The organism is Pseudomonas sp. Irchel s3h17 (assembly GCF_900187505.1).
Lineage (GTDB): Bacteria > Pseudomonadota > Gammaproteobacteria > Pseudomonadales > Pseudomonadaceae > Aquipseudomonas.
This window is the reverse complement of sequence record NZ_FYDL01000013.1, coordinates 104,580-127,090: the sequence shown is the minus strand read 5'-3', so window position 1 is coordinate 127,090 and position 22,511 is coordinate 104,580. Positions and strand designations below refer to the sequence as shown.

The window sequence follows — 22,511 nt, the reverse complement described above, 5'->3', positions numbered from 1 at the left end:
AAGCCAAAGCAAGAGCAAGAGCAAGAGCAAGAGCAAGAGCACGGCGACCTGCCGGTCGGCCTGGGTGGTGTTTGGCAATGACCTGATTGTCGATCGTCGATTGTTCCCACGCGGGAGCGCGGGAACGACCTGGCGATCGTATCAAGACTCGTTCCTTGTATATGATGAGCCCCTTCACCCAAGGAGCTGCGCCATGCGTTTTGGAAAAACCACCCCCATCCTGCGGATCTTCGACGAGGTCAAGGCGTTGGAATTTTACGTCGATTTTCTAGGCTTCAGCCTCGACTGGCAGCACCGCTTCGAGGCGAATTTCCCGGTGTATCTGCAGGTGTCGCGGGGCGACTGTGTGCTGCACTTGTCCGAACACCATGGCGACGCCACGCCGGGGTCGGCATTGCGTATCGAGACCGATGCGCTGCCAGCGTTCCACCAGCAGTTGCTGGCCAAGGATTATCGTTATGCCCATCCCGAGATCCAGACCATGCCCTGGGGCAGTCAGGACATGACGATCAATGATCCGTTCGGCAACCGGCTGGTGTTCACCAACGCGATCTGCGTTTGAGCCTCAGGCTTCGTCCGGCGCGCGGTGCATCTGGCGGAACTCGCCAGGTGGCATCCCGCGTCGGCTTTTGAAGGTGCGGTGAAAGGAACGCGGTTCGGTGAAGCCCAGGTACTGGGCGATGTCCTGGATCGGCAAGGCGCTGTTGAGCAGGTAGTGCTCGGCCAGTTCCTGGCGCAGGTCATCGAGGATTTGCTGGTAAGTGGTACCGGCCTGGTGCAACTGGCGTTGCAGGGTGCGCACCGACACGGCGAACTGCTCGGCCACCTGTTCCTTGCGCGGCAGCCCTTCCTTGAGCAACTGGCGCAGGATGTTCTTCACCCGCTGCTCCAGGGACGCGTCTTCCAGCGTGGCCATCAAGCCCAGGGCGTGTTCTTCCAGGGTGCGCAGCAATTGCGCATCGGCCTGGCGCAGGGGCAACTGCAGGTAGGGCAGCGGGGTAATGAGCGCCGAGTACGGCTGGTTGAACAGCACCGGGCAGTCGAAGAATTGCTCGTATTGCGCCAGGTCGGTGTCCGCCGGCATGCCGTGCTCGAACCAGATCGCGGCGGGTGAGAGCTGGGTGTCGGCAATCCAGCGCGCATATTGCAACCAGGACCCCAGGACATTTTCCACCAGGTGCCGACGGATTCGTGGGCGTTGATGGCGACAGGTCCAGATCAGGTGCACGTGGTCGCCCTGGAGTTCGGCGCGGCTGACCCCCATGTCGCCCACCAGCTTCTCGAAGGGCATGATCCGGCTCATGGCATCGCCCAGGGTCGCGCAGTTCATGGTGATGTAGCCCAGCACGCTCCAAGAGTTGGGCAGGACAAAACGCGCCGAATTGAGCCCGAACAACGGGTCGCCCGAGTGTTCGCAGAAGTAGTCGAGCAAGCGTTCATGGGCTTCGCCCGGCAAGCGCAGGCTGTTGTCGCTCAATTGTCGGGCCTGCAACCCGGCCGCCGCCAACGCAGGCTCGATGGCCACGCCCAGCTGTTCGGCGTGACGCACGTATTTGAGCAGCGGGGGAACCGAGGTGTAGCCAAGGGATTGCATGATCGGGTTCCTTTGATCGAAGCACGCGCTGGCGCGGGCGAATACCCTGAAAGGTAATTTGAAACCACAGCTAAAGTAAATGGCTGAGCCGGCTGCGCGGGTTGACTCAATTGGCTACTCGAACTGGCCCGATGCGACCGTGACAGGTCCGGGCGGCTGGCTAGTATAGGCGCCTGAAATGTCACCTATAAGAACCGGAAAAGGACACACGCATGCGACGCTGGAACGGCTGGGGGGATGCAACCACGGTGGTCGAGTTGCCGGCCCAGGGGGCGGGGTTTCTCGCGGCACGGGTCGGCACCGGCCAGGCGCTGCCCGATGCCACGCTTGAGGCGGCCTTGGCCAGGGTGCCGGCTTCGCGGCTCGACGAACACCCGCTCTACAGTGTCGGTGCCCACGACCGCTTGCTGCATGCCCGCGGCCAGAGCCTGTCGGATTGGCTGGCCCTGCGTGAAGGCGCGCCAGGCATTTATCCTGATGCGGTGGCGTTCCCGCAGAGTGCCGAACAGATCCGTCAGTTGCTGGCACTGGCCCAGGAGCAGGACCTGTGCCTGATCCCTTATGGTGGCGGCACCTCAGTGGCCGGGCACATCAACCCACCGCTGTCCGCACGGCCGGTGGTGACCGTGTCCCTGGCGCGCATGAGTCGCCTGCTCGATCTCGATGAGCAGAGCCTGTTGGCCACCTTCGGCCCCGGTGCCACCGGGCCGCAGGTGGAGAGTCAGCTGCGCGCACGGGGCTACACCCTGGGGCATTTTCCGCAGTCCTGGGAGTTGTCGACCCTGGGCGGTTGGGTGGCCAGTCGCTCCAGTGGCCAGCAGTCCTTGCGCTACGGGCGCATCGAGCAGTTGTTCGCGGGCGGAACCCTGGAAACCTTCGCCGGGCCACTGGAAATCGCGACGTTCCCGGCCTCGGCGGCCGGTCCAGACTTGCGCGAAGTGGTGTTGGGCTGCGAAGGCCGTTTCGGGATCATTTCCGAGGTCAAGGTGCGGGTCAGCCCGCTGCCGGCCGATGAACGCTTCTACGGTGTGTTCCTGCCCGACTGGAGCCGTGCCCTGCAAGCCATCCGCCAGTTGGCCCAGGCCCGCGTGCCGCTGTCGATGCTGCGCCTGTCCAACGCCGTGGAAACCGAAACCCAGCTGGCCCTGGCGGGCCATCCGCAGCAGATTGCCTGGCTGGAGAAGTACCTGGCCCTGCGCGGTGCCGGCGCGGGCAAATGCCTGCTGACCTTTGGCGTGACCGGTAACCGGCGGCAAAATGCCCTGTCCCTGAGCCAGGCCCGGCAACACCTGAAGGCCTTTGGCGGGGTGTTCACCGGTACCCTGCTGGGCAAGAAGTGGGCGCAGAACCGCTTCCGCTTTCCCTATCTGCGCGAGAACCTGTGGAACGCCGGCTACGTGGTGGACACCCTGGAAACCGCGACCGACTGGAGCAATGTCGACAACCTGCTCAACCGCATCGAAAACAGCCTGCGCGATGGCCTGGCCGCCGAAGGTGAGCGGGTCCATGTGTTCACCCACCTGTCCCATGTCTACGGTGAAGGCTCAAGTATCTACACCACCTACGTGTTCCGTCCGGCGGCCGACTACCCGGCCACGCTGGCGCGCTGGCAGGCACTCAAGCAGGCGGCCAGCCAGACCATCGTCGATAACCACGGCACCATCAGTCACCAGCATGGCGTGGGCAAGGATCACGCACCCTACCTGTTGCGGGAAAAGGGCGCGCTGGCCATGGATACCTTGCAGGCCCTGGGCCGGCATTTCGATCCGGCGGGGCGCCTGAACCCTGGCACCCTGCTGCAGGAGTGACGGCCATGAGCCTGGACTGGAATGCGGCGTGGCGACGGCAGGTGTTGCCGACGCTGGCGGACGAAACCTGGGACCTGATCGTCATCGGCGGCGGTATCAGCGGCGCCGGGATCCTGCGTGAAGCGGCGCGTCGCGGCTGGCGTTGCCTGCTGCTGGAGCAGCGTGATTTTGCGTGGGGCACGTCCAGTCGTTCTTCGAAAATGGTCCATGGCGGCTTGCGCTACATCGCCAAGGGCCAGTGGCGCCTGACCCGCGACTCGGTCCACGAGCGCCAGCGCCTGCTCGAAGAAGCTCCGGGGCTGGTGGAGCCCATGAGTTTTCTGATGCCCCATTACCGTGGCGGCTTTCCCGGCCCCCGGGTGATGGGTGGGCTGTTGACGGTCTATGACGCCCTGGCCGGGCGGCGTAGCCATCACTTTTATGACGCGCAACAGATGCGTTATCTGGCACCGGGCGTCGCGCAAGACGATCTGCTGGGCGGGACCTGTTTTGTCGATGCACTGACCGATGACGCCCGCCTGGTGATGCGCGTGCTGGCCGAGGCCCGGGCCGATGGCGCGCTGGCGCTCAACGGTGTGCGGGTGCAGCAGTTGTTGCGCGAAGACGGGCGGGTTTGCGGGGTGCAGGTCGAGGATTGCGAAGGAGGGGCGTCGCTGCAGGTGCGTTGTCGCGCACTGGCGGTGGCCACCGGCGCCTGGGCCGAGCGTTTGCGCCCGGCGAGCGCTGGCCGGCAGTTGCGGCCGTTGCGTGGCAGTCATCTGCTGTTGCCGGGCTGGCGCTTGCCGGTGGCACAGGCGTTCACCTTCTTGCACCCACGCGATCGCCGGCCGGTGTTTGTGTTCCCCTGGGAAGGCGCCACGGTGGTCGGCACCACCGACCTGGATCACCGCGAGGACCTGGACCAGAGCGCGAGCATCAGCGGCGAGGAGCTCGAGTATCTGCTGGAAGCGTGCACCCGGCAGTTCCCTGCGGCCGAAGTGGGAGCTGCCGATGTGCTCTCGACCTGGTCGGGGGTGCGCCCGGTGGTGGGCAGCGCCAGCGGCGAGCAGCAGGGCAAACCCTCGGATGAAGCCCGTGAGCATGTGCTGTGGCAGGAGCCCGGCTGCGTGACCCTGGCCGGCGGCAAACTGACCACCTTTCGCCCCCAGGCCATTGAGGTGTTGAAGGCCTGCGCGGCCATGCTCGGCCGTCCTGTCAGCGATGATGGCGCGCCGGTGTTTGCCGCCGTGCCGGCACTGCCGATTCCTGGCCTGAGTGGCCGTCAGTGGCGACGCCTGGCCGGGCGCCATGGCCGCGACCTGCCACGGTTGGCGCAGCTGTTGGAACAGCTGGGCGGCGAGACCGTGGGCGGCAGTGACACCTTGTGGGCGGAACTGGCCTTTGCCTGCGAGGCGGAGATGGTCCTGCACCTGGATGACCTGCTGCTGCGCCGCACCCGAGTCGGGCTGTTGCTGGCCAGGGGCGCGGCGGATGAGCTGCCGGCCATTCGTCGTCTGTGCCAGCCCCGGCTGGGCTGGGATGACGAGCGTTGGCAAGAGGAAGAACAGCGTTACCGGGCGTTGTGGCAACGCCATCATGGTTTGCCGGATGCCACGCACTGAATGCCCATTGAAGAGAGCTCCATGGATAACCAGAACAAGCGCTACCTGTTGGCAATCGACAATGGCACCCAAAGCGTACGCGCCTTGCTGTTCGACCTGCAGGGCAATCTGCTGGGCAAAGGCAAGGTCGAGTTGCAGGCCTATTACTCGACCCAGCCCGGCTGGGCCGAGCAGGACCCGGACTATTACTGGGCCAAACTGGGGGAGGCCTGCCAGCAGTTGTGGCAGCAGACCGGTATCGATCGCCAGCAGATTGGCGGTGTGTCCCTGACCACCCAGCGCGGCACCCTGATCAACGTCGATGCCCAGGGCAAGGCCTTGCGACCGGCGATTCTGTGGCTCGACCAGCGCCAGACCGAGGTCGAAGGCGGGATCAAGGGACCCTGGGGCTGGCTGTTCAAGCTGGTCGGCGCGCAAGCCACCGTGGACTATTTTCGCGCCCAGGCCGAGGCCAACTGGGTCGCTCGCCACCAACCCGAGGTGTGGGCGGCCACCGACAAATTCCTGCTGCTTTCGGGGTTTCTCACTCACCGCCTGTGCGGGCGTTTTGTCGACTCGGTGGGCTGCTGCGTGGGCTACCTGCCGTTCGACTTCAAGCGTCTGCGCTGGGCCGCGCCCGCCGACTGGAAATGGCAGGCGCTGGCGGTGCGCCCCGAGCAACTGCCGGGTCTGTACAAACCCGGTGAAACCCTGGGCCACATCAGCGCCGAGGCCAGTCGGCATACCGGCATTCCCGAGGGCTTGCCACTGATCGCCGCCGGTGCCGACAAGGCCTGCGAAGTGCTGGGCGCCGGTGTGCTCGACGAGAAAACGGTGTGCCTGTCGTATGGCACCACCGCGACGATCACCACTACCCGTTCGCGCTACCGGGAAATCATCCCGCTGATCCCGCCTTACCCGGCGGCGATGCCGGATCACTACCACTGCGAGGTAATGATTTATCGCGGCTACTGGATGGTCAGCTGGTTCAAGAACGAGTTTGGCCTGCGGGAAATGCAGCAGGCCAAGGAACAGGGCGTGGAGCCGGAGCAACTGTTCGATGCGCTGGTCAATGCGGTGCCACCGGGCTCCATGGGCCTGATGCTGCAGCCGTACTGGTCGCCGGGTATCCGTGAGCCGGGTGTGGAAGCCAAGGGGGCGATGATCGGCTTTGGCGACGTGCACACCCGGGCGCACATCTATCGGGCGATCCTCGAGGGGCTGGCCTATGCCTTGCGCCAGGGCAAGGAGCGCATCGAGAAGCGCACGAACGTCACCATCGAGCGCTTGCGGGTGGCCGGTGGCGGCTCCCAGAGCGATGCGGCGATGCAACTGACCGCAGACATTTTTGGCCTGCCGGCGGAGCGCCCCCATGTCTACGAAGCCTCCGGCCTGGGGGCTGCGATTGCCTGTGCGGTGGGGCTTGGGTTGTATCCGGACTTCCCCTCGGCCATTGCCGGCATGACCCGGGTCGGCGAGGTGTTCATGCCCAGGCCCGAGGCGCAGCAGATCTATCAGCGGTTGTACAACGAGGTGTACCTGCGCATGTACCGTCAGCTCAAGCCCTTGTACCAAAGCATCCGGCAGATCACCGGCTACCCGGCCTGAAGACGGTTTCACGGGCGTTAGCGAGCTGTTCAGTCAAGGATAGGGTTGCTCGATACATCCCCCGTGGCGAGCGAGCTTGCTCGCGCTGGGCTGCACAGCAGCCCCAAAAACGATCGCCGAGTTCGTTCTGAAAGACCGCAGTCGCTTTGTTGGGCGCGCTTCGCGCACCAGCGCGAGCAAGCTCGCTCGCCACGGGCCTCGCACTCGCTTCAAGCGTTTCTGAATTGAACAGCATGGCGCTCTGGCTGGCGCTTTTTGCCTGTCTGCCGTGGCGCTATCGGAGAGTTTTTTTGGCGAGATTGGACAGTGCCATGGCCTGGGGCGGTTGTTAGGCTCAGTCCCTGTGCTCATCCAATAAGATCAAAAAGCCCATGAAGCTGACGTTTCTCCTGCTGCTGCTCGGCGCGGCTGCCCCCACGGCCTGGGGCTGGTCCAACCATACAGTGGGCAGCTACCTGGCGCTGCAGGACCTGGCCGTCTTGCGCGACGCACCGCCGGTCGAGGTCGAACCGCTGGAGCAGTTTCTCGCCCAGCAGTACGCAGGCGTGAGCGAACTATTGGAGGAGCAGGAGCGCTTCGCCCGGCAGCACTTTCCCGAATATCCGCCGCGCCCGGACAACCTCAAGTTGCCGCCCGTGCCCGGGGACAATCTGCGACAGGCATTTCTCAGCGCCTTGCGGGTCAATCCGCAGATCCACCTGGCCATGGTGATCCAGCCGATGCCGGGGCAAACCCCGGTGGCGGGTGAGCAACTGAAGGCCGAGCAAGTAATGGTCGAGCAAACCCGCTCGCCCTGGAACCAGCAGCGTTTCATCCGCCTGACGGCCGGGGAACAGGTATCGCCCGTGGCGGTGCTCGCCAGCGCCGCCGACGAACCGGACTACGGTCACGACATCAACCTGTTCAGTGACAACCCAGGTGACGTGGCCGCGCTATACGGCTTCGGCCCGCAGCCTTTTGGCGATCCGCGTTTCCAGTACAGCTCCCAGGCGCCGTTCCACATGGGCTTTTTCCATGAGAGCCCGGTGGTGTACGCCGCCGCCGGATTTCTGCAGCGCAGTTGGCCGGACTGGCGAGCCTACCAATACCTGAGCTTGTCGCGCCTGGCCTTCGCCACGGGGCATGCCTACTGGGGCTATCGCTTTCTCGGTTGGGGCCTGCACTACGTTCAGGACCTGACCCAGCCGTATCACGCCAAACCGCTGCCGGGTGTCGAGCTCGACAGCATGCTGTTGATGGAGGCCAAGGCCCTGGCCGGCTATGACAGCGACAAGCACGAGGCCATCGAGCGGGTCGCCACCCGGCACACCGAGGTGGAGAAGTACCAGTTCGCCTGGCTCCACCGCCTGCTGCGCGCAGGCCAGGCGCACCCGATGCTCAGCGCCTACGTCGACACCCGCGAAGACGCCACTTACCCGCCGTATTCGGTGGACTACCTGCGCGAGGTCGTCAGCGCCCAGTCCGTCGCCCAGGCCGCTGAGTTTGATGCTGCGATCGGGCAATGGCTGAGCGCAACCCCGGCCACCCTGAGCTTCAGCACCGGCAACCAGTTGCAGCCCGAAGCGTTCGACCACCCGGCACTCAATCAGCAACTGTTCCAACTGCTGGGGCATTTCGGGGCTCATAGCCGGATCTATGTCGGTGCTGGCCTGGCCCCGGCCCAGAGCGATACCGCTGCACCTTGAGCCATCGGGCGAGGGCGCGCGGACACAAAAACAACAAGATCAGCAGGGAAGGGAGGAACACACAATGAGCATTCGATCACGCCTGTCCAGCGCGAAGGTGCCGGGCACGCTGTCGGCGGGGATAGGGTTGGCAGGGCTGCTGCAAGTGTGCGTCGTCGATGGCGTGCAGGCCATGGAGTTCAGCCTGCTGGACAAAGAGGTGACCGGTTCGTTCGACAGCACCTTGTCCTATGGCCGCCTGTGGCGGGTGCAGGGCCGGGACAAGAGCAACGATGACGTCAACACCAACGACGGTAATCGCAACTTCGATACCGGGCTGGTTTCCGAGGTGTACAAGATCACCTCGGAGCTGGAGGCCAACTATCAGAACTACGGGATGTTCATGCGCGGCACCGCGTTCTATGACACCCAACTGATGGACAAGCGCAACGATTACTACCGCAACAACAGCCCCTCGCAACCGAGCCAGAGCTACCCCAACGACGACCACTTCACCGATCAGACCCGTGACATCGCCGGCAGCCGGGTAGAGATGCTCGACGCCTATATCTATGGCAATTGGGACGTGGCCGCGATGCCGGTGACGGCACGCCTGGGGCGCCAGGTGTTCAACTGGGGCGAGGGGATTTTCTATCGCGGCGGGGTCAACACCACCAACCCGGTGGACGCGGCCAAGTATCGGTTGCCGGGGGCCGAGGTCAAGGAAGTGCTGATGCCGGTAGAGGCAGTCAGCTTCAACATCGGCTTGAGCGACAACCTGACGATGGAAAGTTTCTACCAGACGAACTGGAAGGAAACCCGCATCGACCCGGTCGGCACCTTCTACTCCCAGACCGATCTGTTCGCCGACGGCGGCAACACCGCCTACAACAACTTCACCGGCACCGCGCTGGATACGCCGGTGCCCGGCTTCGGCAACGTGATCGATCTGTACAGCGCGCTGGGCAACAACCCGGTATTGAGCCAGGTGCTGGGGACCACCGGCCTGTACGCCAACGGCGTGACGCCGGCGTTCGGCAATACCCTCAAAGTGGCTTCCGTGGGCAAGGACTACAACGCCCGCAACGATGGTCAGTTCGGCTTCGCCTTTCGCTACATCGCCGAGGAGCTCAACAGCACCGAATTCGGCGTGTACCTGGTCAACTACCACGCCAAGGAGCCGACGATCTCTGCTGACCTGGGCGGTTACCAGGGTATCGACATGGATGCCCTGACCAATCTGTTGGCCGGGGTGGCCGGCAGCCAGGCCGGGGAACTGGCCAACGGCCTGGCCACCGTGGACGTGCTGGGCAGCATTCAGGCGCATCGGCGCTACGCCGAAGACATTCGCATGTACGGCTTCAGCTTCAACACCACCCTGGGCCAGGCGTCGGTGTTTGGCGAAGTGGCCTATCGGCCCAACTTGCCCATCGGCGTCGCGGCCACCAACGACCTGATCGGCGACCTGGCCAATGGCGCCGCTGCGGCGGCGGCCGGCCAGACCATCAACATCGGCGGACAGATGGTCCAGCTCGACAGCCAGATCAACAACGGTGAGCGGGTGGAATCGTTCAACACCTCCCTGGGCAGTATCTACAACTTTGGCCCGAACCTGTCCTTCGACTCCCTGTTCGGCGTGTTCGAACTGGCTTCCGAACATTTGCGCGGCAGCGACCTGCAGTACACCGCCTTTGATGGCAGCACGCGCTATTACGCTGGGACCGGCAACTATTCCTATGTGTCCGGCGGGGATCGTGCTGACCAGGTCAACCGTAACTCCTACAGCTACACCGCGATGTTCAACGGCACCTGGAACGACGTGTATGCCGGGGTCAACGTCTCGCCTTATGTCGTCTACAAGGATGACTTCAAGGGCAACAGCTATCAGGCGGGCAACACCATCGAGGGGCGCAAGGCCTACACCCTGGGGGTCAAGGCCAACTACCAGAACAAGCTGGAGGCCGAACTGCAGTACACCGAGTTCTACGGCGGTGGCCAGAACAACGGTATTCGCGACCGTGACAACGTTGGCTTCAACCTCAAGTACTTCCTGTGAGTGTTCAGGCCCCTTGGCTTGCGGGCGATGCCGCCCTGCCTTTATTTCGGAGAATGTCCATGCTTCACACACCGCGACTGATCAAGACCACGTTGGCCCTGGTCCTGAGCCTGGCGGCTGGCAGCGCGCTGGCTGCCCTGTCCCCTCAGCAAGCCCAACAACTCAAGTCCGCGTTGACGCCGCTGGGCGCCGAGCGTGGCGGTAATGCGGCCGGCACCATTCCGGCCTGGGACGGCGGCATTACCCAGGCCCCCAAGGGCTATACCCCAGGCCAGCATCACCTGGACCCGTTCCCGGGCGACAAGCCGTTGTTCACCATCACCAAGGCCAACCTCGAGCAGTACAAGGCTCAGCTCAGTGCGGGCCAGATCGCGCTGTTCAACAGTTACCCCGACACTTTCCAGATGCCGGTGTACACCAGTCGCCGCTCGGGTTCCGCGCCGCAGTGGCTGTATGACAACACCTTCAAGAACGCCACCAGCGCCAAGCTGCTTGACGGCGGCAACGGCTTTTCCGATGCCTATGGTGGCGTGCCGTTCCCGGTGCCGAAGGACGGTGTCGAGGCGCTGTGGAACCACATCACCCGCTATCGCGGGATCTACGTGGTCCGCCGCGCGTCCGAAGCGCCGGTACAACGTAACGGCAGCTTCGCCCTGGTGACCTCGCAGCAGGAGGGGATGTTCACCTACTACCGTCCGGGCGGGCAGTACGCGGACCTGAAGAACATCCTGTTCTACTACCTGGCCTTCGTGAAGAGCCCGGCCCGCCTGGCGGGCGGCGCGGCGTTGGTGCACGAGACCCTGGACCAGCTCAAGGACCCGCGTCAGGCCTGGGTCTACGACGCCGGCCAGCGCCGCGTGCGCCGTGCGCCGAACCTGGCGTATGACACCCCGATCGCGTCGTCGGACGGCCTGCGCACGGCGGACGATACCGACCTGTTCAACGGCTCGCCGGACCGTTACGACTGGAAGCTGGTCGGCAAGAAAGAGGTCTACATTCCCTACAACAACTACAAGGTCGGCAGTCCCGAGGTGAAGTACGCGGACTTGCTCAAGCCGGGGCACCTCAACCCGCAGTACACCCGTTATGAGTTGCACCGGGTCTGGGTGGTGGAAGGCACGCTCAAGCCGGGCTCGCGACACATCTACTCCAAGCGCGTGCTGTTTCTCGACGAAGACAGCTGGGGCGCCGCGGTGGTGGACCAGTACGACGGGCGAGGGGAGCTGTGGCGGGTGTCGATGGGCTACCTGAAGAACTTCTACGACCTGCCGACGACCTGGAGCGCAATGGACGTGTTCCACGACCTGCAGGCGCGGCGTTACTACGTACAGAACCTGGATAACGAAGAGACGCAAACCGTGGACTTCGCCCAGCCGGTGCCAGAGGACGCGTATTTCATGCCGTCGGCCTTGCGTCAACGCGGGACGCGGTAAGAGACGGGGTGTGCTTGAGTTCATCGTGAGCAATCGGGCATCGACCGGTTGCTCGCGTCAAGGCGTGGGAACACCGAGCGTAAATGCTGTGACGAGCGAGCTTACTCGCCACGGAGACAGCGTTCACGCTTGATTGAGCGGCGTGAGTGCGTGCACACCCTTTGTGGGAGCAACAGTCTGATCACATGGCTGCGCTCGTCAATGGCGGACTGCGGAATACCCTGTGGCGAGCGAGCTTGCTCGCGCTGGGCTGCGCAGCAGCCCCAAAACCGCTCACCGGGTGTTATCTGAAAGACTGCAATCGTCTTGTTGGGCGCGCTTCGCGCACCAGCGCGAGCAAGCTCGCTCGCCACAGAGCAAGGGCGGCACAGTGGCCGCCCTCGTCTCGGGGGATCAGACGCGGAAGTGGCTGACCATCATCTGCAACTGATTGCCCAGGCGCGCCAGTTCAACGCTGGACGCCGCGGTTTCATCGCTGGCGGCGGCGGTCTGTTCGGAGACGTCGCGCACGTTGATGATGCTGCGGCTGATTTCTTCGGCCACCGCACTTTGCTGCTCGGCTGCGGCGGCAATCTGCTGGTTCATCGACTGAATGTTCGACACCGTGCGGGTGATGTTCTCCAGTGACGCGCCGGCCTTGCGGGTCAGCTCGACGCTGCTGTCGGTCAGGCTGCGGCTGTTGTTCATCACGGTCGCCACTTGCTGGGTACCGTTCTGTAGCGCGGCAACCAGGCCTTCGATTTCCTCGGTGGACTTCTGCGTGCGCTGGGCCAGGCCACGGACTTCGTCAGCCACCACGGCAAAGCCACGACCGGCTTCACCGGCGCGCGCCGCTTCAATGGCGGCGTTGAGCGCCAGCAGGTTGGTCTGTTCGGCCACGGCCTTGATCACGTCCATGACGCTGCCGATCTTGTCGCTTTCCTGTTGCAGTACGGTCATGGCTTCGGTGGAACGCACCACCTCGCTGGCCAGGCGTTCGATCTGGGTGATCGCCTGGTTGACCACCTTGTCACCGTCACGGGCTTCACAGTCAGCCGCGGCGGCCGCTTGCGAGGCTTGCTCGGCGTTGCGCGCGACCTCCTGCACGGTGGCGGTCATTTCGTGCATCGCGGTGGCCACCTGATCGGTTTCCACCTTCTGGCTGTTGACCCCGGCGCTGGTTTCTTCGGTGACGGCGGACAGTTCTTCTGCGGCGCTGGCGATCTGGGTCACGCCATCGCGAATGCCGCTGATCAGGTCGCGCAGGGTCACCCCCATGCGGGCGATGCCTTGTTGCAGCACGCCGAGTTCGTCGCGGCGAGTCACGCGCACGTCCTGGGTCAGGTCGCCGCTGGCGATGCGCTCGACCACCGCCAGGGTTTCGCGCAGCGGACGGGTGATCTGCCGGGTGATGACCACGGCCGCCAGCACGCCCACCAGCAAGGCCAGCAGGGTGCTGATCAGTTGCAGGGTGCGCGCACGGGCGCTTTCGGTGTCGCGGCGATCCAGCTGGATCTGATACAGCGTGTCGCTGCGGCTGACGATGTCACTGCCCTGGACTGTCATTTCCTGACGAGCCTGGACGGCTTCACGGTTGGCAGCCTTATAGGCCTGCAACGCACTGCGGTAGCTGGTCAGTACGCGTTCGAGCTGGCGCAAGGCGTCTGGCTGAGTGTCGGCGAAGTGGCTGTTCAGCACCTTTAGGCTGGCAATGGCCGCGTCCAGTTGTACCGCGGCCTTTTGCTCGGTGGCCGGGTTGCTGTCGGCGGTGTAGCCCCGTACTTCGTAGCGGGCGAGCAAGAACTGCTCCTTGGCTTCGGTGATGACCTGGAACTGTTCGAAGCGCTCATCGCTCAGCGGCATCTGCCGCGCGCGGGTGTTGATGTCGTTGATCAGGGTGTTGGCGCCTTCGGCGTTCTCAGCCATGGCCTGACGCGCCGCGTTGGCGGTGCGGTAGGCGTTGCGCATCTTGTTCAGGGATTGCTGGTAGGCGTCGATGACGGCGCTTTGTTCCCTGAGCAGCTTGAGGTTTTCAGGGCTCTTGAAGCTCGACAGCAGGGACTGCTGTTGGGCCTTGAAGCCATCGAGGGAGGTTTGCACGGTCTGCGCCACGGTCTCGTCGCCGTTGGCCAGCATGTATTGCAAGCGGGTAATGCGCAGTTTGGTCAGGCTCGCGTTGAGCTGGGTGATGTCGCTCATCCAGTTGCTGCGGTCGATCAGCCCGCCCAGGCTGGTCCAGCCGGTCAGGGCAAGGATGCAGGTAAGGGCCAGCACCAGGCCGAAACCCAGGCCCAGCTTCAGGTTGACGCTGATATTGGCGAACCAGCTATTCATCGAAAATTCCTCCAGGAACGTTGCGCTTCTTGATCGTCAGTTGGCTGGAAGATTATTTTTTTTGGGAGCCAGCAAGGGGTATAGAAGGCCTGTATCGGCAGCCAGCGAGATAGCTGAACCTGTTTTCGTTACGAGAAATTGCAAGGGAAGCAGATTGCCGGCTGACAGTGGGTTTCGACAAAAAATGTCATCGCTCACGTTTTTTTTCACATTCATTTCACCAGCCTCCGACTTGCCCATCTTTATTGTCCTGCCATCGTCGGCATCAGGCCGACACATGCATTTATCTGGCTGGCAATGCCACAGGGGCGGTTGGGTCGTGGGGTCAAGAATCGAATCGCTGGGTGCCAGTCTCCCGCCCGGTCTGGCGGGGATCAGGCGTTACAAGCGCACCGTCATCGCGCTGTTGCTGGGGCTGTGCGTGCTGCTGTCGGCGGTTTACCTGTTGCGGCCGGCACCGGTTCCGGACCTGGCGCAGGGCAGTGCCTCGGATCTGGCGCGGCTGAAGGCTGACTGGGCGGCTGGCGAGATGATTGTGTTGGTCCGGCACGTTGAACGTTGTGATCATTCCAACGCCAGCTGTCAAAACACCCCGGATGGCATCACCGACCGTGCACGGGATGTGGCGGTGGAGCTGGGGGCACAGTTCAAACACTTGGGGCTGTCCCATACCGACCTCTACAACAGCCCCGTGACCCGTGCGGTACAGACGTCCAGCTACATGTTCAGCTCGGTCACGACCGGCCAGGACTGGCTGTTCAACTGCAAGGGGACCCTGCTACGGGATGCACTGGCCCACAAGGTGGCGGGACGTAACCTGGTGTTGGTCACCCACAGTGAGTGCATGGCCGGACTGGAAAAAGAGCTGAACGTGCCGGGCACCCGCTACGGTTACGGAACAGCGCTTTTTTTATCCACCGCCAAGGGTAACGCCAAGGCCCACCTCCTGGGGTTCCTCGACGCCACTGACTGGCGCTCGGTGTTCACGCAGTAATCGATCAACGTGCAGACGGGACGAACGATGCAGATATTTGTGCGCCAGCGGTTTTATTGGATGAACTTTGGTATCCCGCTGCTCTGCGCCGCGGTGGTGTTTCTGTTGTTCGACATGACCCACATCGATATTGCCTTCAGCAATCTGTTCTTTGATCCGCTGACCCAGACGTTCCCGATCGACCACATTCGACTCTTTGAAAAAATCACCCACAAGTGGACGCGCGTGATTCCGGACTGGACTGCCGAGGTCGCCTTGATCGGGGCGTTGCTGTCGTTTGTCTGGCCGCGCTTCAACACACAGAAACACCCGCGCCTGGGCGGTTTTCTGGAGCGGACCAAGGTAGCGTCGGTGCTGCGGTTTACCACCGACCATCGTCGTGACTTCTGGTTCGTGGTGCTGGCGTTCGCCCTTTGCACCGGCGTGATTCACTTCCTCAAGGCGCACACCAGCGTGTACTGCCCGATTGAAACCACGCTCTACGGTGGAAAAATCGCCCACATGGAGTGGTTCAACAACTTCCAGCTGTTCAAGGAGGCGGGCGACGGCCGTTGCTGGCCGGGGGGGCATGCCTCCGGTGGTTTCACCATGCTCGCCCTGTATTTCGTGGCGCGTCGTTACCAGTGGCGCTATTCGCAGGCCATCCTGTGGGGTTCGCTGCTGCTGGGCTTCATCTTTGGCACCACGCGGGTATTGCAGGGCTGGCACTACATGTCCCACACCTTCTGGGCCGGGATCTTTGTCTGGCTCACCTGTTTGCTGACGGCATTGGCGTTTTACGGTCGCGTGCGGCTGGATGTGCCGGTGCGGCAGAAGGTGACAGCCCGGGTCGGTGGTACCGAGGTGCAGGTGTCGGGCTGAATTCGGCGGCACTTTTTTTTATTTTACTGCGCCACGAAGTAATACGCCTGCCGGCTCACCCTCATGGTCTTCAGCACCTTCAAGGGCGGTCCGGGCTCGCGCTCGCTGGCGATCAGTGCCACATGAGTGGGGGACGCCGCGAGGAAGGTGGACAGTTGCGCCTCGGTCTGCAAATTCTTGAGCAACCCCTGGGTGTAGAAAACGCTCGCCCCGGCTGTCCGTTCGTTGGCCTGATACAGCGCCACGTCCTGCCCCATGGCTTGCATCGCCTGGATCTGCTCGATCAACGGCAGGAACGACAGTGTGCGGTCGGCGCGCGGGGCGGCCCATTGGGCGGCAGACAGATACGCCATGACGATCAGGCTGATGAGGCCGATCGCCCATGCACGGCGATGACGGGCCAGCTTCCCGAGCCGGCCTGACGCCTCCGTGTGCTGGCGCAGGCGCTCATACAGCACGGCGGCATACTCCGCAGCGATAACTGCCGCCGCCGGTGTCAGCGACATCAGGTACACGGTGCGCTTGCTGGAGGCCAGGGTCAGCATCACGAACTGGGCCAGCAACCACAGGGTAAAGAACAACAGGTAGCGGTTGTTCGCCAGGTGTTTGCGAAAGTGCCACAGCCCCAGGTAGACCAGGATGTTCCACGGCAGGAACGCTTCCGGCAGTTTGGCCAGGTAGTAAAGGAACGGCTCATAGTGCCCGGCCTCGACGAACGAGCCATTGAAGCGACCGAGACTATTGGTCAACAGCACTTCGGCCAGGGCCTGTGAGCCGCCGCGCTGATACAGCAGGAACAGCCAGATCAGCAAGGGGATCAAACCGAGCACTGTCACCAGCGCCGGTCGTGTCCAGCTTGTCAGTGTGAAGCGCTTGTCGATCAGGCTCTCGGTCAGCAGGTAGGCGAAGATCACCACGCCCGGCATTGCCAGGCCGAGCACGCCCTTGCTCAACGTGGCGATGGCAATGCCGAGGGCAAACAACAGCCAGCTGCCCGTGGCGGGTTGCTGCCCCGTCTGTTGCTTATGCGCCTGGTAGAACGCCAGCAACGCCAGGGTGACACCGAGACTCAGCAGGGCATCTTCACCGACCCCGCGTACGTTACCCCAGTAGCTGGCCATGGTTGCCAGCATGATCCCCGCAATCAGGGCGAGGTTCGTCGGCCGTCCCCATCGGCGCAGCATGGCGTACAGCAGCATCACGCTGAACAGCCCGGCAAAGGCCGACGCCAACCGAACCGCCCAGGGCGAGCCCCCAAACGCACGAATCGCCCCGGCGTCCAGCCATAGGCTCAGGGGTGGTTTTTCCAGGAAGGGTTGCCCCAGCAGGCGCGGCGTCACCCAGTCGTTGTCCAGGTGCATCTGCATGGCGATACCGGCCACCCGGGCTTCGGTGGAGCCTTGCAATTGGTGATTGCCGAGGGCGAAGAAGAACAGCAGGGCGGCGAGCAGGAACAGGAGCGGCGCGGGGCGTGACATGGGTATCAGGCTACCGAAAGGGTGGGCCGGGAGAGACAGGCTATAAAAGTATACGAGGGCAATTCTGAACCATTGATGAACTGCTCGCGTAGAGAGACCTGGGGCAAGTGCTCGGCCGCAAAGTCGGCTTGCGAGCGTGCATGTACCAACAGCACGGTCTTTGCCAATATCGAGCAGCAACTGGGCAATGACTGGCGAGCCAAAGTCGCGTTCAGCCATCAGTCCGACAAGGACGATTCGCTGATGATGTCGGCATCCGGTGGCTACCCGGATAAAACCACGGGTGAGGGTGTGTTCCAGTACCGTTGTCATTGCAATGGCGAGCGCCGCTCGAACAATGTCGATGCATATGTGCAGGGGCCGTTCGAGCTGTTAGGCCGGTTGCACGACTTGACCGTCGGCATGACGGGCAGTCGCTCGCACTTGATGCAGGACCGCTACCAATACTCCACCGACACCCGCGTGGACAACTTCTTCGAGTGGGAGGGCTACGGTCCGCGGCTGCAATACATGAACGATGGCAAGGACGAGCAGGAAGACACCCAGACGGGCTATTACGTCTCTGCGCGGTTCAAACCCTACGATCCGTTGTCGATCCTGCTGGGTGCGCGCGTTACCAACTTCAAGCGTGAAGCGACCAGCGAGCGTGTCGACCCCGAGAGCATCAGCTTGATGTACCCGGACCAGACGTATCAGGAGTCCGGGCGAGTGATCCCGTATGCCGGGATTGTTTACGACCTGAACGAGATATTCTCAGTCTATGGCAGCTACACCAGCATCTTCCGGCCACAGGGCTACCACGATGCCAGCGGCAGCTTCATCGATCCGGAGGAGGGCGACAATCTTGAGCTGGGTATCAAGGCCGAGTTCTTCGACGGTCGCCTGAATGCCAGCGCGGTGGTGTTCCAGGTGACTCAGGACAATTACGCCAGCTACGTCACCAGCATCACCTTGCCGGACGGCAGCCCGCGCGATGTCTACACACCGCTCGATGGCACCAAGACCAAGGGCTTTGAGCTCGAGGTGTCCGGTGAGGTGGCGATCGGGCTACAAGTGGCGGGTGGCTTTACCCATCGTGAGGCCAAGGACAAGGACGGCAACAAACTTCAGGGCGACCAGCCGGATGATCTGTTCAAGCTTTCCACGGCCTATAGCTTGCCCGGTAGCTGGAGTGCCCTGACCGTGGGCGGCAACATGACCTGGCAGAGCAAAGTGTTCCATGAGGCGGACGTTGGTTCGGTGAAGGCCCGTGCCACCCAGGACGATTACTACCTGGTAGGTCTGTTCGGTCGCTACAGAGTCGATGAACACCTGACGGCCAGCGTCAACGTCAGCAACCTGTTCGACAAACACTACTACAGCACCTTTGGCCGTGACTCCTACGGCAGCGTGCTGTACGGCGATCCGCGCGCGGCAGTGCTGTCGATGAGCTACCAATTCTGATTCTCGCGGACAGAAAAAAAGGCACTGGTGGGAATCGCCAAGTGCCTTTTTTGTGATCTCAGGTCATCCGTCATTCGGTTTAATGGTCACGCTTGCCGGTAACTTAAATCCCCCCCAATCTTTCCGCCTGGAGAGCCCTCTGAACGGAGGGTCGTTCATGCACTCGCCCATACCAGGCCTGGAGGCTTTTCAAATCGTCGAAATGAATGTCGGCCTGGTAATAGCTCTTCAGCCAGGAGGCTTGGCCCCAGCCAATCAATGCGAACAGATACGCATCGACCACGGTGAAGGTATCGCCCATCAGGAACTGCCTATCGGCCAATTGTTCGTTGATCCACGCGAAACGTTGTTCAAGCTTGGGCTTGGCAGTGTCCACGTACTTACCGGCCAGTCCCGCGTACAGCAGCGGGATAAAACCCTTGTGGATTTCGGAAGTCAGGAAGCTCAGCCACTCCTGCAGTCGGTAGCGATCCATGGTGCCGTTGGCCGGTGCCAAGCCTAGTTCCGGCTTCTGATCGGCCAGGTACTGCACGATCACCGCGCCCTCACGCAGGAAAGTACCGTCGTCAAGTTCCAGTACGGGGACGTAACCCAGTTCGTTCACGTTGTGATAGCTGTCGCCCAATTCAGTGGTCTGCTTTTTGTTGTCGACCTTGATCAGAGTGACATCAATACCGAGCTCGTTAAGCACGATATGGGGAGAAAGGGAGCAGGCGGCGGGGATGTAATACAACTTCATTTATGAATTCCAGATAGTGGCGGTGATGTATCGCATCCAATGAAGAGGCGCTCCACGTATTCTAGAGTCATGGTATAAAATCGGAAGAAGGCACTATTTTGTGGTGTAGGTACAAAATGTATACCGCTATCAGTACGGAGATTGTCTCACTGTGAAAGACAACGTATCGGGTTGCTCGGTAGAAGAAGCGATGCGCTTGTTGGGCGGTCGTTGGCGCCTTCTACTGGTGTCGTATCTGCTTGATGGCCCAAAGCGCTTCAATGTTCTGCGGCGCGACATCCCCGCGATATCGCAGCGGATGCTCACGCTTGATCTGCGTGCCCTGGAAGAAGCAGGTCTTGTAAAGCGCACGGTGTATCCCACCGTGCCCGTCAAGGTGGAGTACGAGCTGACCGAGGATGGCAGGCGCCTGGAACCTGTCGTTGAGGTGATGAAGCAGTTTGGATTATGGATCAAGAGCCGCCCGACGGCCTGACTCCTACAGTCTTTCATCCGTTGAGCTCACTCAGTGGTCACTTCGTGAGCTGCAGGCAGCCGAAATACGGCAGTCGTTCAGGTAATCACCCTCGCATACACCGGCCTGTCGATATTCCCGCCGGACAACACTACCCCGACCCTTTTCCCCTCCATCGCTTCACGTTCTTGCATCAGTGCTGCAAGTGCCGCAGCTCCCGCACCCTCGACCAGATTGTGGGTGTCGGTGTAGTACACGCGCATGGCCTCGGCAATCTCTTCTTCGCTGACCGATACGATCCGTGCCGCGCCTGCGGCATAGCATGCAAAGGCTTCGGGGACCGGTTTACGCACTGCCAGGCCGTCGGCAAAGGTATTTGCCGAAGCGGTTTCCCGTAGTTCGCACGCGTCGAACGATAACTTCGCGGCCTCAGCTTCGGTGGACACTACGCCGATCACCTGGGTCTTCAGGCCCAGCGCGTCGCGGGCCGCGATCACCCCGCAAATCCCCGACCCGCAGCCGATGGGGACGTAGACGCTGTCCAGGTTCGGCGCCGCATTGAACAGCTCCAGCGCATAAGTGGCGACACCCTTGACCAATTCACGATGGTAGGGCGGTACCAGATAGAGGCCCTGCGTCTCGGCCAGGCGCGCAGCCTCTTCACGGGCCTCGTCGAAATCCCGGCCGAACTCGACGACCTCGCCGCCAAAGCCGCGCATGGCGTTGTTCTTTTCTACGGAATTGCCCACCGGCACCACAATCAGCGCCCTCAGGCCCTGCGCCCGGGCGGCCAGGGCTAAGCTCTGACCGTGATTGCCGCGAGTTGCAGTAACAATACCCACGGTGGTTGGGTGTGTGCGCTTGAGCCAGTGCATGAATGTAATGCCGCCGCGCACCTTGAAGGCGCCTGTCGGGGTATGGTTTTCGTGTTTGACCCAAACGGTGCAGCCCAACCGTTCGGCCAGCAAGGGCCACGCGTATTGGGCGGTGGCTGGCATTACTTGATACACCTGGCGGGCAGCGTCTTCGATGTCGTCGCGGGTCACGTTGTGCATGGGCATTCTCCCTGAGGTTTTGCCCAGTCTAGGCAGCGACACGGGCCGCTGGCTTTCAGAAAACTGACCTGATCTTTGTGGTCGTCCTTCAGTAGTATGGTGTTCATGAACCGCCGAAGCTGCTTACCTTTGCCGCGCCTGCACGAACCGGTCCGTCGAGCCGAAGCAGGGCCGTGGGCGATCGAATTGCTGCCCAGCGCCGCCTACGAAAGCCGATACGTAGCGACCCAGGCGGCCATTGGCTTTGCCTTCGACAGCCAGCGAGGCGTCCACGCCATTGGCAGCGATCGGGTGCGCCAATTCAATGCCACGCCCAACGGCCTGGCATTCGTACCCGTCGGGTGTGACGTGTTTTCCGAGTCGCCCGAGGGCGGTGAATATCTACGGGTCATCCGAACCGATGGCACGCCCTTGATGGGGGACCGTGCTTTCAACAACCTCATCGATCGGCAGGCGATCATCATTGCGCAGCGAATGCGCGGAGCGCTGTTGCGGGCCTCGCTGGAAGACGACTGGGAGGCGTGGGCACTGGCATTGGCAGAGCGGACGAAGGGAGGCGAAGCGTTGCCGACGCCGCCCCGGGGCTCCATGACCGCCAAACGCCTGCACCTGCTTGATGAGTTCGTTGATGCCGGGCTCGACGGGCCACTGAGTGTGCAGGCGATGGCAGGGTTGCTGGGATTGTCCGAGGGATACTTCATACGCGCATTCAAGGCCGCAACGGGCAAGAGCCCGCACAGCTACCTGATCGACAGGCGCCTATTCCGGGCCCGGCTCATGTTGCGCGGCTCGGTGGACCGCTTGGCGGACATCGCCCAAGCCTGCGGATTCTCCTCCCAAGCGCATATGGCCACGGCCTTCAGGCAACGATTGGGGGTGAGTCCAGGAGAGCTGCGGGGGTGATGGAAGGCGACAGTCGGTTTACAACTCAATTTTTTTGAAAGGTGCGCGGGGGGATACACGGGCAGTGTTTATAGGCGTAGATAAGGAGATGCGGCCAGAAACAAGAAAGCCCGCACGGGGCGGGCTTCTTGGGGTGTTTCCGATCATGTGGGAACATGTGGAAACTGGTATTTGGTGGGCCGGGGTAATTTGAACTGACAACACAAGATATTGAATATAAAACAAATTATCGGTTTTATTTTTTTGTTGGAATGCCATTTGGAATGCCAGTGAGATTTGCTTGGTACCTTGGAGCTGCGTGATGGAGTCGGCTACCTGCGTTCCCGGTCATTGCCCGTCCTCCCGCTAATTTTCATTGATCAATTCTAGGGCTTAGTCTCTCCCTTCGCCATCGTTTGTGAACTGTTATTCGTTGCGTTATGCGGTAACGTTATTTGAATTTATACAGGGTGTATAATCTGTATTTTAAATCTGGATTATTTAAGAATGTCCCTGTGCATCGAGCCCTTCCTACAGAAGCTGACTGAT

At 62.1% G+C, this 22,511-nt stretch carries 18 protein-coding genes and 1 pseudogene; 12 read left to right on the top strand and 7 right to left on the bottom strand.

Features of this window, described 5'->3' with window-relative positions; all coding sequences use genetic code 11:
- Nucleotides 1-193: 193 nt before the first annotated feature.
- Nucleotides 194-562, top strand: a complete 369-nt coding sequence (locus tag CKW25_RS19730; RefSeq protein ID WP_095081745.1) for a glyoxalase superfamily protein — start codon at nucleotides 194-196, stop codon at nucleotides 560-562.
- A 3-nt stretch (nucleotides 563-565) separates the two neighbouring features.
- Here CKW25_RS19730 and CKW25_RS19725 read toward each other — a convergent pair whose 3' ends face one another.
- Nucleotides 566-1,594: an AraC family transcriptional regulator gene (locus CKW25_RS19725; RefSeq protein WP_095081743.1), complete on the bottom strand. Its 1,029-nt coding sequence runs from the start codon at nucleotides 1,592-1,594 to the stop codon at nucleotides 566-568.
- A gap of 212 nt (nucleotides 1,595-1,806) precedes the next feature.
- On the opposite strand from CKW25_RS19725, the gene CKW25_RS19720 reads away from it, so the two are divergent.
- From CKW25_RS19720 to CKW25_RS19695, 6 genes are all read left to right on the top strand, one after another.
- The gene (locus CKW25_RS19720) at nucleotides 1,807-3,402 is read left to right on the top strand and encodes an FAD-binding oxidoreductase (RefSeq protein ID WP_095081742.1); all 1,596 of its coding nucleotides are present in this window, start codon (nucleotides 1,807-1,809) and stop codon (nucleotides 3,400-3,402) included.
- A 5-nt stretch (nucleotides 3,403-3,407) separates the two neighbouring features.
- Nucleotides 3,408-5,003, top strand: a complete 1,596-nt coding sequence (locus tag CKW25_RS19715; RefSeq protein WP_095081740.1) for a glycerol-3-phosphate dehydrogenase/oxidase — start codon at nucleotides 3,408-3,410, stop codon at nucleotides 5,001-5,003.
- A 21-nt stretch (nucleotides 5,004-5,024) separates the two neighbouring features.
- Nucleotides 5,025-6,590 (top strand): FGGY-family carbohydrate kinase, encoded by a 1,566-nt coding sequence (locus CKW25_RS19710; RefSeq protein ID WP_095081738.1) that lies wholly within the window; start codon nucleotides 5,025-5,027, stop codon nucleotides 6,588-6,590.
- 371 nt (nucleotides 6,591-6,961) lie between these two features.
- Entirely contained in the window at nucleotides 6,962-8,275 is a 1,314-nt protein-coding gene (locus CKW25_RS19705; protein ID WP_095081736.1) for a phospholipase, read from the top strand.
- A 64-nt stretch (nucleotides 8,276-8,339) separates the two neighbouring features.
- On the top strand, nucleotides 8,340-10,310 hold the full coding sequence (locus tag CKW25_RS19700; RefSeq protein WP_095081734.1) for a DUF1302 domain-containing protein: 1,971 nt from the start codon (nucleotides 8,340-8,342) through the stop codon (nucleotides 10,308-10,310).
- A gap of 59 nt (nucleotides 10,311-10,369) precedes the next feature.
- Nucleotides 10,370-11,743, top strand: coding sequence for a DUF1329 domain-containing protein (locus CKW25_RS19695; protein ID WP_095081731.1), 1,374 nt, complete (start codon nucleotides 10,370-10,372; stop codon nucleotides 11,741-11,743).
- Nucleotides 11,744-12,136: 393 nt separating this feature from the next.
- Here CKW25_RS19695 and CKW25_RS27420 read toward each other — a convergent pair whose 3' ends face one another.
- From CKW25_RS27420 to CKW25_RS26340, 3 genes and pseudogenes are all read right to left on the bottom strand, one after another.
- Nucleotides 12,137-13,000 carry a methyl-accepting chemotaxis protein gene (locus CKW25_RS27420; protein ID WP_371855193.1) on the bottom strand — a complete coding sequence of 288 codons (864 nt, stop codon included), beginning with the start codon at nucleotides 12,998-13,000 and terminating at the stop codon, nucleotides 12,137-12,139.
- Nucleotides 12,995-13,921, bottom strand: a pseudogene (locus tag CKW25_RS27415) (methyl-accepting chemotaxis protein); the annotation flags it as partial. The pseudogene CKW25_RS27415 and the gene CKW25_RS27420, both read right to left, overlap by 6 nt.
- Nucleotides 13,922-14,092: 171 nt before the next feature.
- On the bottom strand, nucleotides 14,093-14,296 hold the full coding sequence (locus tag CKW25_RS26340) for a hypothetical protein (protein ID WP_143497376.1): 204 nt from the start codon (nucleotides 14,294-14,296) through the stop codon (nucleotides 14,093-14,095).
- Nucleotides 14,297-14,375: 79 nt separating this feature from the next.
- Between CKW25_RS26340 and CKW25_RS19685 the strand changes: the two genes are divergently transcribed.
- Nucleotides 14,376-15,050, top strand: coding sequence for a histidine phosphatase family protein (locus CKW25_RS19685; RefSeq protein WP_095081727.1), 675 nt, complete (start codon nucleotides 14,376-14,378; stop codon nucleotides 15,048-15,050).
- A gap of 27 nt (nucleotides 15,051-15,077) precedes the next feature.
- Nucleotides 15,078-15,911, top strand: coding sequence for a phosphatase PAP2 family protein (locus CKW25_RS19680; protein ID WP_172736577.1), 834 nt, complete (start codon nucleotides 15,078-15,080; stop codon nucleotides 15,909-15,911).
- Nucleotides 15,912-15,934: 23 nt separating this feature from the next.
- Here the strand turns inward: CKW25_RS19680 and CKW25_RS19675 are convergent, their stop codons facing one another.
- The gene (locus CKW25_RS19675; RefSeq protein ID WP_095081725.1) at nucleotides 15,935-17,389 is read right to left on the bottom strand and encodes a glycosyltransferase family 39 protein; all 1,455 of its coding nucleotides are present in this window, start codon (nucleotides 17,387-17,389) and stop codon (nucleotides 15,935-15,937) included.
- A gap of 75 nt (nucleotides 17,390-17,464) precedes the next feature.
- Between CKW25_RS19675 and CKW25_RS19670 the strand changes: the two genes are divergently transcribed.
- Nucleotides 17,465-18,832 (top strand): TonB-dependent siderophore receptor, encoded by a 1,368-nt coding sequence (locus tag CKW25_RS19670; protein WP_095081723.1) that lies wholly within the window; start codon nucleotides 17,465-17,467, stop codon nucleotides 18,830-18,832.
- Between the two features lie 103 nt (nucleotides 18,833-18,935).
- On the opposite strand, the gene gstA is transcribed toward CKW25_RS19670, so the two are convergent.
- Nucleotides 18,936-19,571: a glutathione transferase GstA gene (gene gstA / locus CKW25_RS19665; protein ID WP_095081721.1), complete on the bottom strand. Its 636-nt coding sequence runs from the start codon at nucleotides 19,569-19,571 to the stop codon at nucleotides 18,936-18,938.
- Nucleotides 19,572-19,722: 151 nt separating this feature from the next.
- Between gstA and CKW25_RS19660 the strand changes: the two genes are divergently transcribed.
- Complete coding sequence (locus CKW25_RS19660) at nucleotides 19,723-20,046, top strand: helix-turn-helix domain-containing protein (protein WP_095081720.1); 324 nt, start codon at nucleotides 19,723-19,725, stop codon at nucleotides 20,044-20,046.
- Nucleotides 20,047-20,123: 77 nt separating this feature from the next.
- On the opposite strand, the gene CKW25_RS19655 is transcribed toward CKW25_RS19660, so the two are convergent.
- Nucleotides 20,124-21,080 carry a threonine dehydratase gene (locus tag CKW25_RS19655; protein WP_095081717.1) on the bottom strand — a complete coding sequence of 319 codons (957 nt, stop codon included), beginning with the start codon at nucleotides 21,078-21,080 and terminating at the stop codon, nucleotides 20,124-20,126.
- 96 nt (nucleotides 21,081-21,176) lie between these two features.
- Between CKW25_RS19655 and CKW25_RS19650 the strand changes: the two genes are divergently transcribed.
- Nucleotides 21,177-21,983: an AraC family transcriptional regulator gene (locus CKW25_RS19650; RefSeq protein ID WP_095081715.1), complete on the top strand. Its 807-nt coding sequence runs from the start codon at nucleotides 21,177-21,179 to the stop codon at nucleotides 21,981-21,983.
- Nucleotides 21,984-22,511 lie beyond the last annotated feature (528 nt).